At 32.0% G+C, this 14,150-nt stretch carries 14 protein-coding genes; 4 read left to right on the plus strand and 10 right to left on the minus strand.

Annotation, left to right across the window (positions count from 1 at the left end):
• Window positions 1-20: 20 nt before the first annotated feature.
• The 10 genes from ACFWUA_RS04180 to ACFWUA_RS04225 form a co-directional block, all read right to left on the minus strand.
• Window positions 21-1,604: an ABC transporter substrate-binding protein gene (locus ACFWUA_RS04180; RefSeq protein WP_416198907.1), complete on the minus strand. Its 1,584-nt coding sequence runs from the start codon at window positions 1,602-1,604 to the stop codon at window positions 21-23.
• A gap of 61 nt (window positions 1,605-1,665) precedes the next feature.
• Window positions 1,666-2,625 (minus strand): oligopeptide/dipeptide ABC transporter ATP-binding protein, encoded by a 960-nt coding sequence (locus tag ACFWUA_RS04185; RefSeq protein WP_416198908.1) that lies wholly within the window; start codon window positions 2,623-2,625, stop codon window positions 1,666-1,668.
• A complete protein-coding gene (locus ACFWUA_RS04190; RefSeq protein WP_416198909.1) occupies window positions 2,618-3,589 on the minus strand; it encodes an ABC transporter ATP-binding protein in 972 nt (323 codons plus the stop codon). Before ACFWUA_RS04190 ends, ACFWUA_RS04185 begins: the two co-directional genes overlap by 8 nt.
• 12 nt (window positions 3,590-3,601) lie before the next feature.
• On the minus strand, window positions 3,602-4,444 hold the full coding sequence (locus ACFWUA_RS04195; protein ID WP_416198910.1) for an ABC transporter permease: 843 nt from the start codon (window positions 4,442-4,444) through the stop codon (window positions 3,602-3,604).
• A gap of 14 nt (window positions 4,445-4,458) precedes the next feature.
• Window positions 4,459-5,424 carry an ABC transporter permease gene (locus ACFWUA_RS04200; protein ID WP_416198911.1) on the minus strand — a complete coding sequence of 322 codons (966 nt, stop codon included), beginning with the start codon at window positions 5,422-5,424 and terminating at the stop codon, window positions 4,459-4,461.
• Between the two features lie 258 nt (window positions 5,425-5,682).
• Window positions 5,683-6,960, minus strand: a complete 1,278-nt coding sequence (locus tag ACFWUA_RS04205) for a serine dehydratase subunit alpha family protein (RefSeq protein WP_416198912.1) — start codon at window positions 6,958-6,960, stop codon at window positions 5,683-5,685.
• A gap of 233 nt (window positions 6,961-7,193) precedes the next feature.
• Complete coding sequence (locus tag ACFWUA_RS04210) at window positions 7,194-8,957, minus strand: sigma-54 interaction domain-containing protein (RefSeq protein WP_416198913.1); 1,764 nt, start codon at window positions 8,955-8,957, stop codon at window positions 7,194-7,196.
• Window positions 8,958-8,968: 11 nt separating this feature from the next.
• Window positions 8,969-9,478, minus strand: a complete 510-nt coding sequence (locus ACFWUA_RS04215; protein ID WP_416198914.1) for a hypothetical protein — start codon at window positions 9,476-9,478, stop codon at window positions 8,969-8,971.
• 40 nt (window positions 9,479-9,518) lie between these two features.
• Complete coding sequence (locus tag ACFWUA_RS04220; protein WP_416198915.1) at window positions 9,519-10,571, minus strand: uroporphyrinogen decarboxylase family protein; 1,053 nt, start codon at window positions 10,569-10,571, stop codon at window positions 9,519-9,521.
• Window positions 10,572-11,108, minus strand: a complete 537-nt coding sequence (locus ACFWUA_RS04225; RefSeq protein WP_416198916.1) for a cysteine hydrolase family protein — start codon at window positions 11,106-11,108, stop codon at window positions 10,572-10,574.
• Between the two features lie 95 nt (window positions 11,109-11,203).
• On the opposite strand from ACFWUA_RS04225, the gene ACFWUA_RS04230 reads away from it, so the two are divergent.
• From ACFWUA_RS04230 to panD, 4 genes are read left to right on the plus strand one after another with little or no spacing between them, the layout of a single operon-like run.
• The gene (locus tag ACFWUA_RS04230; protein ID WP_416198917.1) at window positions 11,204-12,127 is read left to right on the plus strand and encodes a Rossmann-like and DUF2520 domain-containing protein; all 924 of its coding nucleotides are present in this window, start codon (window positions 11,204-11,206) and stop codon (window positions 12,125-12,127) included.
• Window positions 12,102-12,932: a 3-methyl-2-oxobutanoate hydroxymethyltransferase gene (panB, locus tag ACFWUA_RS04235; RefSeq protein ID WP_416198918.1), complete on the plus strand. Its 831-nt coding sequence runs from the start codon at window positions 12,102-12,104 to the stop codon at window positions 12,930-12,932. Before ACFWUA_RS04230 ends, panB begins: the two co-directional genes overlap by 26 nt.
• A 12-nt stretch (window positions 12,933-12,944) precedes the next feature.
• Window positions 12,945-13,778: a pantoate--beta-alanine ligase gene (gene panC, locus ACFWUA_RS04240; RefSeq protein WP_416198919.1), complete on the plus strand. Its 834-nt coding sequence runs from the start codon at window positions 12,945-12,947 to the stop codon at window positions 13,776-13,778.
• Window positions 13,779-13,787: 9 nt separating this feature from the next.
• Complete coding sequence (gene panD / locus ACFWUA_RS04245; RefSeq protein ID WP_416198920.1) at window positions 13,788-14,135, plus strand: aspartate 1-decarboxylase; 348 nt, start codon at window positions 13,788-13,790, stop codon at window positions 14,133-14,135.
• Window positions 14,136-14,150: the final 15 nt, after the last annotated feature.

The following is a 14,150-nucleotide window of genomic DNA, read 5'->3' on the forward strand; positions in this document are numbered from 1 at the left end:
AAGGGAAGTAATGTTAAAATCTATTTATCTAACCAAACATAGGTAAATTCTGATTCTGATGCTTTTTCACATGCTTCTGTTCCAGGATGACCTTTTACATAAGATTTAACTATTATCTTTGCACCTTTCTCATTAAAAAATACCATTGGAAGATCTTCAGCAAGTATTTCTTGTATTTCCTTATATTTAGGTGCTCTTTCTTCCTCTGTTGTCAATACCAAACCTTCTGCTAAAAGTTCATCTACTCTAGGATTACTGTATTCACCTAAATTCATTCCACCATCAGTACCAATACGGCTTCCTATAGCTGATATATCAGGCCCTTGGTAGCCACCTAATATTGTCATTTCAAAATCATGACCAAACCAAACTTTTTCGTCATAAGCTGCATCATCCATTGCATTAACCTTTAAATCTATACCAAATTCTTTAAAATTTGCTTGGACTACTTCTACTACATCTTCAAATCCAGGGAAAGTATCTATTGTTGTAGAGAAGTATATTCCATTTTCGTCTGCTTTATATCCTGCTTCTTCTAATAAAGATTTAGCTTTTTCAATATCTCTCTCAGGAAGCTTAGCATTTTCATTCAATGCCCAATCATAAACTGGTGATATAAAATATTCTGCCTTCTGTCCTACACCCTTTAAAGCTTTAGTGAATATTTCATCTCTATCAATACCATAAGCTACTGCTTGTCTTACCTTTTTATCTGCAAATTTACCTTTATTATAGTTGAAAAGTAGATATCCTTTATTAGGCCAAATTTTCTCTTTTACAACATAATCAGGATCATTATCAAATCTGTCAGCTTCACTATTTGGAATACTTCCAGTTTCATCAATTTCTCCATTTAAAAATGCTTGAAATGCAGTATCTTCATCTGGAATTATTGAGAATATAACCTTGTCCAAATATGCCTTATCTCCCCAATAATCATCATTTCTTTCAATAGTTACACTTTCACCTTTTTTGTGTTCTACAAATTTAAAAGGGCCAGTACCTATAGGATTTTGATTTGCTGGATTTTCAAGCCAATCAGTACCTTCATATATATGTTTTGGCATTATATATGTACCAAACCATGCAAGATAACCAAGTAAACCAGCATTTGGTGCTTTTAGTTTGAATTGTACTGTGTTTTCATCAGGACATACAATTTCTTCTATATCTGAAAGAGATGATGAAGCAAATCCCTTTTCCTCCAATATCGTGTCAAAAGTCCATTTTACATCTTCTGAACTAAATTTTTCACCATCATGCCATTTAACATTTTCTTGAAGATGAAATGTCAAAGTTTTTCCATCTTCTGAATACTCCCAATCCTTAGCAATATCTGGGATTACCTTATCATCACCATTAATCTTTACAAGCTTATTGAAAACATTTTGGATTACCTTATATGCTCCATCATCAGCTTGAGCACAAGGATTGTAAGTTTGTGGTTCACGAGAAAGACTTGTAATTAATGTTCCTCCTACTTTAGGTTCATTTGAAACTTCTGAAGTTTTATCAACTTCTTGGCCTTCATTTTTGTTACTACACCCTGTAAATAGTCCCAAACATAAGACTATAACAAGAAACATTGACAATTTCCTTTTCATTTGATTTCCCTCCATTTGTATTATTTATTATATCTAGAGGATTCTAAATTTCCTCTATTTACTACCCTAAATAAAAGCAACTTGCGTAATGTCCATCCTCTACCTCAATCATAGGAGGATATGATTCTTTACATGCTTCACATGCTTTGTAACATCTTGGAGCAAAATAACAACCTGGCCCAGTCTCTATAGGCGTAGGAGGCTCTCCTTTTATTTTAATCACATTGATTTTTTCAAATGGATCTATAGAAGCACAATTTGAAATCAGCACCTTTGTATATGGATGCTTAGGATTTTGTATAATATCATCTGTCATTCCCATTTCAACTATTCTTCCCAAATACATTACTGCAATCATATCCGATATATACCTAGTAGTTGCAATATCATGACTTATAAAAATCATTGATGTATCTTTCTCTTTTGTCATATTCAAAAGTAAATTTAAAATATCTGCACGAACAGACACATCTAGCATCGATACAGGTTCATCAGCAATAATTAGCTTAGGCTTTAAAAGCATAGATCTAATTATGGATATTCTTTGAAGTTGTCCTCCAGAAAGTTCATGAGGATATCTATTGAGATAATCCTTTGCTGGCTTTATTCCTGCATCTTCCATAGCCTTTATGCAAATATCTACCCTTTCCTCTTTAGAATTCCCTATATTATGTATCTTCAAAGCATTAGTTAATATTTTTTGAATGTCATTTCTAGGGTCAAAAGTATCAAAAGGGTTTTGAAAAATCATTTGACAATTTCTTCTGAATCTCAGAGGCTCTTTTTTCACTATATGATTAATTATTTCACCTTCAAATTCAATACTACCATCTGTTGGATTTTCAAGTGCCACTAATAATCTTCCAAGGGTAGATTTACCACATCCTGACTCACCTATTATGCCTAAAATTTTTCCTTTTTCAAGAGTGAAACTAACTCCATCAACAGCTTTTATAGTCTGTTTTTTCTTTTTTTCAACATACCATTTAGTTAAATTGTCTACCCTCATAAGATTAGTCACAATCTACACCTCCAACCAAATGACATGCTACATTCCAGTTGTTGTCAAACTCTAGCATCTTAGGTTCCTTTTTAAAACATATTTCAGTGGCTTTTTTACATCTATCGGCAAATATACAACCCCTATGTGAAATACTAAGATCAGGAAGAGTCCCTGGAATTCCCCTTAAGTTCTTTCTTTCTCCTTTAAGAGATGGATAAGAATTTAAAAGTCCTTCAGTATAAGGATGTTTTGGTTTTGTAAGGACATCTCTAACATATCCAGATTCAAGAAGACAACCTGCATACATTACAGCAACTTTCTTACAAGTTGAGGATACTACCGACACATCATGTGTAATCATTATCCTCGTTAAATGTAATTTTTCTTCAAGGTTCATTATTTCATTAAGTATTTGTCCTTGAGTTACCACATCAAGAGCTGTTGTAGCTTCATCTAATATAAGTAATCTAGGAAAATAAATTAAGCTTAGTGCTATGCTAACTCTTTGCATCATTCCACCAGACAACTCATGTGGATATAAATCATATACTCTCTCTGAAAGATTTACTAAATCAAATAATTCTAATATTCTTTCCTTTACCTCTCTATCAGTTGCTTTTGGCTTATGTACCTTGTATATATCACTCATTTGAAATCCTACTTTATGTACTGGACTTAAAGAATTCATAGATTTTTGAAAAACAACGGCAATATCTTTCCATCTTATTTTTCTCAACTCGTCTTCACTAATTTTTAATAAATCAACTCCATCAAATATAATCTCACCTGTAACTTTAGTAATCTTTGATGGAAGGAGTTGGAGAATTGCCATGGCAAGAGTTGATTTTCCTGAACCAGATTCACCTACTATTCCAATAGAATCCTGAACCCCTATATCTAGTGAAACATCTTTTACTGCTTTAATATTCTTTCCCTCAACTCTATATTCAACATTCAAGTTTTTTATTTCAAGTATTGACATTTTATCTTCTCCCTATTTTATTTTGTTTAATTTAGGGCTTAGTATATGATTCATTCCCTCTCCAATAAGATAAAAGGAGATTACTGTAAATACAATTGCAAGTCCTGAAAATGTACATATCCACCAACCACGAAGAAGATATCCTTTTCCATGTGCAATTATCTGCCCCCAACTTACAACATTTGGATCCCCCAATCCTATAAAGGATAGACCTGCTTCAGACAATATAGCTGAGGAAACAGACATAGTAGAATCTGCTATTATGGGAAAAATGCCATTAGGGATGATATGTCTAAATAATATTCCCATTTCACTTTCCCCTATCGTCTTTGCACTTTTTATAAATGTCCTCTCCCTTAAAGATATTGCCTGAGCACGCATAAGTCTTGCTGTACCTGTCCAACTAGTTATTCCTATGACAATAATTATATTTGTTAAACTACTACCATAAATTGCAACAACTATTAGTATTAAAAAGAAGGTTGGCAACATCAAAAACATGTTTATTATCTCTGAAATTACTTTATCTACTTTTCCTCCAATATAACCTGCAACTCCACCTATTAGTGTTCCTATAACCGAAGATATGGCTGCAGCTATTATTCCTATTTTGAGAGATGTCCTAGAACCATAAACAACCATACTAAAGACATCTCTCCCAAGACCATCCGTTCCAAATATGTATTTAGATGAAGGTTTTGCAATCATCTCGTCATTTAAAACATATGGATCATGAGTAGCAATTAGCGGTGCAAAAATTGCTATCCCAATCAATATCATAAGAAGAATTATTCCAACTTTAAGTTCCTTAATAGAATTAATTGTTTTAAGTATCTGTTGGAAACTCTCTATCATATATAAACAACTCCTTATTCAAGTCTAATCCTTGGATCTACTAATGCATACACAATATCAGTAATTATCATAACTATACAAATAGATATGGATATTGTTAAATATATTCCTGTTAACAATGGATAGTCTCTTTTCATTATGGCATCCATTATAAGTCTTCCCATACCAGGCCATGCAAAGACAATTTCAATAAGTGCCACTCCACTAATTGTAAATGCTAAAGATAAACTAAACATTGTGATAGTTGGAATTATGGCATTTCTTAACACATATTTGTTAAATATTTGACTTTCCCTCATTCCCGTAGCCCTTAAAGTCATAATAAAATCCTCTGACATAGTCTGCAAAACTGAAGATCTTGATATTCTAAAATATAATGGAATCTGAATTATAGTAAGGGTAGACACAGGCAATATCATATGCTTTATAACATCCAAAACATGTGCAAATCCCTGATTTTCTATCCTTAAATCATACATCCCAGATGTTGGCAAAATCTTAAGAGTAGATGAAAATATGAGGATAAAAATCAATCCTAACCAAAATCCAGGAGTAGCATCTATAAAATAAGAAAGGCCACACATGACTCTATCAAATATTGTACCTACCTTTCTTGCAGCATAAACTCCAAGAAAAGTTCCAACTACAACTGCCAATATTGAGGATGTGAGAGTAAGCAAAATTGTAGGAAATACCTTTTCCTTAATTAACTTTGTTACAGGCTCATTGCTCATATATGAATGGCCAAGGTCCCCTTTCAATATGTTTTTTACATAATTAACAAATTGAACTGGAATCGGCTTGTCCAACCCATACTTAATTGTTAGATGTTCTATAAGCTCTGGATTGGGGTTATCTGTTCCCGCAAGAACCTTCATAGGATTACCAGGAGCATATCTAATAATAAAAAAAGTTATGCAAAAGGAAAATATTATAGTCAAAATTCCAGTAGCAATACGTTTCCCAATATAACTTTTCACTCCAATACCTCCTTGTACCTATCTAATAATTTTTATTTTTAAAACCTTCAATAGTATAACATCCGGTTTATAATATGTTAAATTGAGTTTATCTATATTATTAAAAAATTAATAGATATAATCTATTAATTCACCAATCAATGCTAAGGATTAAAAATAAAATAAGTCAGGAGGCTGTTCATGTTCATTTATCATGAACAGCCTCCTGACTTATTTATCTTCTCTTTTGCGACAGTGAGAACCGTCCCCGCTGTCGCATCACCTCATTATATCTATAATGACTGAATCTGTAGCAGCTAGTCCATCTCTACATAAGATACCTAAATTTTTTATGGTATCCTCTATGGTAGAGCCAATGATTCCAGTATTTGAACGTACAACAATATTCTCCATAGCTAAATAAGCCGCTATAACAGCTTCTCCTGCAGAAGTGGATAATTTTAATGCACAAGTTTCTTTGGCTCCATCACATATCATTCCAGTTAAATTAGATAACATATTTTGACATGCACCTTGAATTTGGGCATCATCTCCACCTAAAAGCCAAGTAATCCCTGCACTAGCACCAATTCCAGCTGCAATAGCACAGCCACACATAGCTGACAATTTTCCCGTATATACTTTTACATATTTATTTATTACATGGGCCAAAAACACAGCTCTTATTTCTCTTTCCTTTTCAAATCCTTTTTCTTCTGCCACTACTGAAATAGGAAGTACTACTCCAAGTCCTTGATTTCCACTGCCCCCACTAGTCATTATAGGGCAATCTCCCCCACCCATTCTCATATCAGCAGAAGCAGCTGTCAAAATTCTTGCTTGAGTTGGAGCATCCCTACATATTTTCCCCTCATCTTGGAGTTTTTTAAGGGTCTTACCTATTTTCATTCCATTCTCATATCCCAATCCTTTTTCAGCAGCATTTCTATTCATTTCAATTCCATCTTCAATAAACTCAAGCTCATCTAAAGGTATAGTTTCACATATTTGTCTAATCTCAACAAAACTCAATTCCTTCAAAAATTCTGATGATGCCTTGTCTTCAATATCAGTTTTATCTTCAAATACAGTTTTCCCATTAACCCTGATTGTTTCAATATGGGTATGACAATTCTTTAATACTACTTCTATTTCTTCTTTGGAAGTATTGACTAGAACATTTACAAATACATCTGGAACATTTTCTACATAATCTACCTTTACCTTTTCTTTTTTTAACATTTCATGAGCTATTTCAATAGTCCCTTCATCTATTTTTCTTAAAACCATGAGACCATCTTTCTTATCTCCACCTAAAATTCCCAATGCTCCAGCTAAATCCAGTCCCCATTCATCTGTATTTGGAATTATGACAGACTTACCATTTTTATATATATTTTTGCTCACCTTTATATATATATTATCTATAGTTCCCGTTATATAATCTCTTGAAGCTGCTGCTGCATAGGCGACAGCTACAGGCTCAGTACATCCCAATGCAGGAACTGCATCTTGTTTGACCATATTTATCAAATCTTTCATATACCTGTTTTCCACTTTAACACCTTCTTAAATAAATTATTTGTCATATAATAATGCAAGAAATATACCAAGGTATAAATGGGCATTTAACTCTTCTTCACCTTTTTACAGCAAAAAAATTTCTTATAAATGCAAATTTTTTATAAAAAAAGGCTTCCGTTGAAAGCATTTTAACAATCAAGGAAGCCTTTTTTGAAACCCATTTCGAAAAGTTTTATATTTTTCTCATTTTTGCAAATGAATTTGCATTATTGCAAATTATATTTAGACAATTTCCTATATAGTGTAGATAAATTTATTCCCAATATTGAAGCAATCTTTTCCTTATCTTCAGTAGTATCTCCATAAGTTTTTAAATAAGATTTTAAAATTTCCTTTTCATAATCATCTATTATATCTTTTAATTTGCCGCTTTTATTTGTCTTATCTTTATTGTCTAAAAAATACTTCTTAATAGTATAAGGTAAGTTTTCAAAATTTATTTCTTCACCTTTAACTACATTTACTAAATATTCAACTGCATTTTCTAATTCTCTTACATTTCCAGGCCAATTGTATTTATTGAAAGTTTCTTTTACTTCTTTGGAAAAATATTTTGAATTTATGCCTAATTTATCGCAATATTTTTCAAGTTCATATTCACTCAATATTTCTATATCTTCTATTCTTTCTCTCAAAGGAGGTATATGAATAGGTATCACATTCAATCTATAATATAAATCTTCTCTAAATTCTCCATTCAATACCATCTCTTCTAAATCTCTGTTAGTGGCAGCTACAAGTCTAAAATCAACAGGAATCAATTCTTTTCCTCCAACTCTCATAAAAGCTTCTTCCTGAAGAACCCTCAAGAGTTTAGGTTGCAAATGTATAGGTAAATCTCCTATTTCGTCTAAAAACAAAGTGCCTCCGTTGGCCAATTCAAATTTCCCCATTTGTCCTTCTTTTCTAGCTCCTGTAAATGCTCCTCCTTCATATCCAAATAGTTCACTTTCTAATAGATTATCCGGTATTGAAGCACAATTTATAGCCACAAAAGGACAATTTGCTCTATCGCTTGAATTGTGAATTGCTCTTGCAAACAATTCTTTTCCAGTTCCACTTTCCCCCCTAAGTAGTACACTAGACTTACTTGGTGCAACTTTTTTAGCTATATCTTTTACTTCCATTATTTTGGGACTATTGCCTATTATATGCTCAAATGTAATATTATTTTGCCCTTCTATGAGCTTGTATGCATTTCTTATCATATGTGAGGTCTTGTGAATTTCAATTATATTACTTACATTTCTATCTTCTATCATGACTGGGATTGTCTTTATGATGAAGCTTTTTCTTTTGTTGTTCACAGTCAATTTGACTTCAACAGGACTTGGTTTTTTTAAATCTAATTTTAAATCTGGAATTATCTCAAATATAGATTTATTGACTAGAGTACCAGCATTTATCTTTAGATAATCTTCAGCCTTGGAATTGACAAATTTTATTTTACCTTTATTGTCAGTACATATAATTCCATTGCCTAATCCATCTATTATCATCTTGGTTTCTTGAGTTTGTATGGTAAGTTCAGTTATAGTCTTTGTATATTTTAGATTTCCAGCTAATAGATCGCCCAATTTATTTAAAAATACTATAAGTGAATCGTAATCCTTTTGTAGTGTCTTCTTTTGTTCCATATTGAAAGCTATAAGTCCTATTAAACCAAGTAGTTCTCCACTGTCCATTATAGGATAACCAATAGTTGCCATTTCTGCACAGCTACCTCTCAAACTACATCCAATACATTTTTGGCTTATATTTGGATTGTCTATAAACTCTGGTTTCTTCTTCTTTGCAATTGATTCAAAAGAGCAATTTTTAGGGATTTTTTTGCCTATTAATTTTTTATACTCCCCTGTGGCTGCTACTCTATTTAAATTTGCATCTACAATAGTTACATCTACGTTTAGAACAGCAGAAATAGCCTCTGCAACTTCTTGTGCTGATTTTTGAATACTAAATAAATCCATATTATCTCTCCTTAAAAAAACCATTTTGTTGGCAACAAGAATGTCCAAGGTGCTGTAACAATTGCAAGAGTAAGTGCTATTTTAAATCTTAAAGCCTGATCTTCAATTACATTTTTAAAAGAGTATTTGTAATTAAATAAAAATATAAATATAGCTGATACTACTACTGATGCTAATATTGTTATAACTGCTAGCACCTCACTAAAAGGATCATAGCAAATAGCTGATATCAATTCATAAGACAAACCTAAACTATTTCCCAATATTCCCAATACAAATAATATTAAAGCTCCAATAATATCTGCTAAAAACCCAAATCCCCAAACTTTCATTATACTTTGCTTGTAATAGGATTTTAGATCAAATCCTAAATTTACTAATTTGAACGCAGAAAAACAAATTAATATTACCAACGAATCAATAATATAATTGCCAACAAGTGTTATAAATACTACTGGCGGAAAAAATAATAAAAACCATATTGGGAATATCAAATTGTATAATTTTATAGACTTTTTCATAATTTATTATCTCCTTTAGATTTAGTCCGTCTCAAGTATATTATAAACTTATTGGATATGTTCCGTAGAGTTTACCTGCTTCCATGAACATTTCTATATTCTCTATTGGCGTATGCATTGGGATTTGACAACCTGTACTTAAAATATAGCCTTTTTTAGAATCATGACCTTTTCGAATGCATTCTTTAACTGATTTGAAAATATCTTCTTTAGTTCCTAAATGCATTACATCAACTGGAGGCACATTGCCTGTTATCACTACTCTATCTCCCATTATCTCCTTAGCCTCTTCCAAATCCTCTACATTGTCTATACTGAAATTGGAAATTCCGGTATTGACAACATCCTCCCAAATCTCCTTACTCTTTCCACATATATGTATGCTAGGAGCACTGCCTGTTTTCTCTTTTATCTTATCTACATTCTTTTGAAGTGCAGGTAGAGAAAACTCTCTAAATTGTTTAGGGCTTATAAGACTAGTGGATGATACCGGATCAGCAAAGCCAATAGATACACCTAGTTTAGCCACTTCCTCTATATACCTATTGTTAGCTTCTGCCACTATATCCATTAGAGTATGAATCTTTTTGGGATATTTAATCATCCATCTCATCAAATTTTCTGTTCCCACTACAGAAGCTGCTACACTAAATGGACCAGACATAGAAGCACTGACATCTACTTCATCTTCAAGTGCATCCCTAGTTAACCTTATAGCTTCAATTAAAATTGGTAAAATCCCATCCTTTTTTGGATCAGGAAGTTTAAGTGATTCTATTTCATCTACAGATTTTACAACAGGCTCTATCAAATAAGAGATGCCGTAATCAGGATAGCCCACCTTAGAACCCATAGCCTCAGCAACCCCTCTAAGACTAGTAGATATTCCCACACTATCATGGCGAAGTCTCCTAAACAAAGCTATTTCTAATTCCGCCATAAGCTCTGCCGAATGATAATAATCACTAGCCTTTGCCCCAATAAAAGGTACCATTGTGACCCCCATATCCGGGATACAAATCACTCGATCAATTTCCTCACCTTTAGAAAAAGCCTCCATTCTCTCTTTTGGTGTCATCTCTTCCCTAATCAATTAACACACTCCTTTTGTACATGTCAATATTTTACATCCCAATGTTTTTTCTGCTTCTCTCAATGCAAAATTGTGAGCATCTAAATCAAAACTAGCAACTCCATCTTTATATATATTGACCTTATATCCTAAATTTCGAGCATCTGCACAAGTATATAATATGCATATATTTGTACAAACTCCAACTACATACAATTCATCTATTCCTTTTTCCCTTAAATAAAGATCTAAATCCGTTCCAAAAAATGCACTATATCTTCTCTTTTTTATTATTTTATCTTCTTTCTTTACTTCAAGCTCCTTTATAATTTTGCTCCCTTCAGTATTAGCTAGACAATGAGGTGGAAACATATCAAATTCTTTGTCATCAATTTCGTGATTGTCACAGATAAAAATCACTGAATCTTTTTCCTCTCTAAAACTTACTATTTTTTCTCTAATAAAATCAACTATTTCCTCCCCTGCCTTTCCTGTATACAATACTCCATTTTCGTAAATAAAATCATTTAGCATATCAACAACTAGCAAAGCCTTCATCTTTTTCGCCTCCCAATATTCTTTTGTTTCTATATTCTATAAAACAAGTGATTTTCCTTCATGAAATCTTTTTTATTGATTTAATTTATCTTTTTATGTTACTATTTATATGGCTCATATCCTTTTGGAATGGGACTATAATACGAGGAGTGAAAAAAATGAATATAGGTTTTATAGGTGCCGGAAAGGTTGGCTGTTCCTTCGGACACTACCTCAAACAGCAAGGTTTACCTATTGTTGGCTATTATAGCTCAAGTAGATCTTCATCTTTTTATGCCGCAAATCTAACTAGAAGCTCACCTCTTGATTTTGACGAACTAATTAAAAAATCTGATTATATCTTTATAACAACACCAGATGATGCAATCAGCGGTATATGGAATAAAATGCTTAAATATGATTTAGAAGGCAAATTCATATTTCATATGAGTGGTTGTCTATCTTCTAGTGTATTTACAGGTTGTAAAGATAAAAGTGCATATTGCTATTCTCTTCACCCATTGTATTCTTTCGCAGGGAAAAATTCATCAAATTTAGAAAACACCATTTTCTCAATAGAAGGTGAAAATATTGAAAAAATAGAACCACTTCTTCAAAAAGCTAATATACATTATTTTGAAATTGAAGAAGAAAATAAACCACTATATCATATAGCTGCAGTATTTGTTTCTAACTATATAGTTTCTTTAGCCAAAATTGCAGAAAATTTGCTCATTAAATGTGGACTAAATAAGAGCCAATGTGTAGATGGGATATATCCTCTAATGGAAAGCACATTAAATAATATAAGAGAAAGTGGAATTGATAGTGCTTTGACAGGTCCAATAGTACGAGGAGATATACAAACTGTTGAAAAACACCTATATGGTCTTGATGAATACAGGGAAATATATGAAAATTTGGGGATAATAGCATTAGAAATTGCAAAGAGTAGGAAAAACTTATCAGATGATACTATCTATAAGTTAAATAAAATATTAAGAGGTGATTGCAATGAAAAAAACTGTAGCGACATTTAAAGATGCCAAAAATAATAATGAAAAATTATCAATGGTGACTTCATATGACTATTCTATGGCAAAATTAGTTGATGAAGCAGGAATAGATGGTATATTGGTTGGAGACTCTTTAGGAATGGTAACATTGGGATATGAAAACACTTTGGCTGTAACTATAGATGATATGATTCATCATACAAAAGCAGTGAGTAGAGGTGCTAAAAACGCTTTAATCGTTGCAGATATGCCCTTTCTATCCTACCACATAAGTATAGAAGAAAGTATAAAAAATGCCGGCCGATTGATTAAAGAAGGAAATGCTCATGCCGTTAAATTGGAAGGTGGATATGAAATACTAGATAAAGTAGAAGCAATAATAAAAGCACAAATACCTGTGATGGGCCATATCGGCTTAACCCCTCAATCTATAAATATGTTTGGAGGATTTAAAGTACAAGGAAAAACTATAAATCAAATTCAAAAACTAATTGATGATGCTAAGTATTTAGAAGAAGCAGGTGCCTTTGCAATAGTTTTAGAATGCATTCCTGAAAAAATTGCAAAGCTAATCACAGAAACAGTATCAATACCTACTATTGGAATAGGTGCAGGCAAATACTGTGATGGTCAAATATTAGTTGTAAATGATATGTTGGGGATGTACTCTGACTTCACACCTAAATTTGTTAAACAATATAAAAATCTAAAAAAAGATATAAATGAAGCAATTAATAATTATATAACTGATGTAAAAAAAGGTTCTTTCCCAGAAGAAAAACACAGTTTTAAAATAGATGAAAAAATATTAGATGAATTAAATAAGTAGGGGGCGACAAAGATGAAAGTGATAAATTCAATAGAAGAAATGAAAAAGGTAAAAAAAGAAAATATTTCTATAGGTTTTGTACCTACAATGGGATATCTTCATGAAGGTCATATAAGTCTTATAAAAAAAGCTAGAGAAGAAAATGATATAGTTGTGACAAGCATCTTTGTCAATCCAACACAATTTGGCCCTAATGAAGATTTCGAAAAATATCCTAGAGATGAAGAAAAAGACCTTCAAAAATGCGAAGAAAATGGTTGCGATATAGTATTCTTGCCTCAAGTTGATGAGATGTATCCTGATTCTTTTCTTACCTTTGTACAAGTAGAAGAATTGGGAAAAGGACTCTGTGGAAAATCTAGGCCAACTCACTTTAGAGGAGTTGCAACTGTTTTAACTAAATTGTTTAATATCGTTAAACCTGATAGGGCCTACTTTGGACAAAAAGATGCTCAACAACTAGTAATAGTGAAAAAAATGGTAGAAGATTTAAATATGGATGTAGAAATAATAGCTTGTCCTATAGTTAGAGAAACTGATGGATTGGCCATTAGTTCAAGAAATACCTACTTAAGTTCAGAAGAAAGAAATGATGCATTGTTCTTAAACAAGTCATTAAAATTAGCAAAAAACTTAATTGAAAATGGTGAAAAAAATATATCTAAAATAAAAGATGAAATGGAAAAAACAATACTATCAGGAAAAAACAATACTATTGATTATATTGAATTTGTAGATGCAAAAACATTAAATCCAGTTTCAGAAATAAAAGGTAAGGTACTCATTGCCATTGCAGTAAAGACTGGAAATACTCGCCTTATAGATAATATAGTTGTGGAATTGTAGGAGGTAAATATGCAAATAACTATGTTGAAATCAAAAATTCACAGAGCAACTGTAACTGATGCAAATCTAGATTATGTAGGTAGTATAACTATAGATGAAAAAATAATGAAAAAAGCAAATATATTTGAAAATGAAAAAGTTCAAATAGTCAATATAAATAATGGAGAACGATTTGAAACCTATGTAATCAAGGGCCCTTTTGGGAAAGGGGATATTTGCTTAAATGGTGCTGCTGCAAGGCTTGTCCAGCCAAAAGATAAAATTATCATCATGTCTTATTGCATAATTGATGAAAATGAGGCTGAAAACTTTAGTCCTACTATTGTTTTTGTAGATGAAAAAAATAATATAGTATAAAAGCAAAACAAGAAA

The sequence above is a fragment of the Sporanaerobacter sp. genome, from assembly GCF_047830725.1.
GTDB lineage: Bacteria > Bacillota > Clostridia > Tissierellales > Sporanaerobacteraceae > Sporanaerobacter.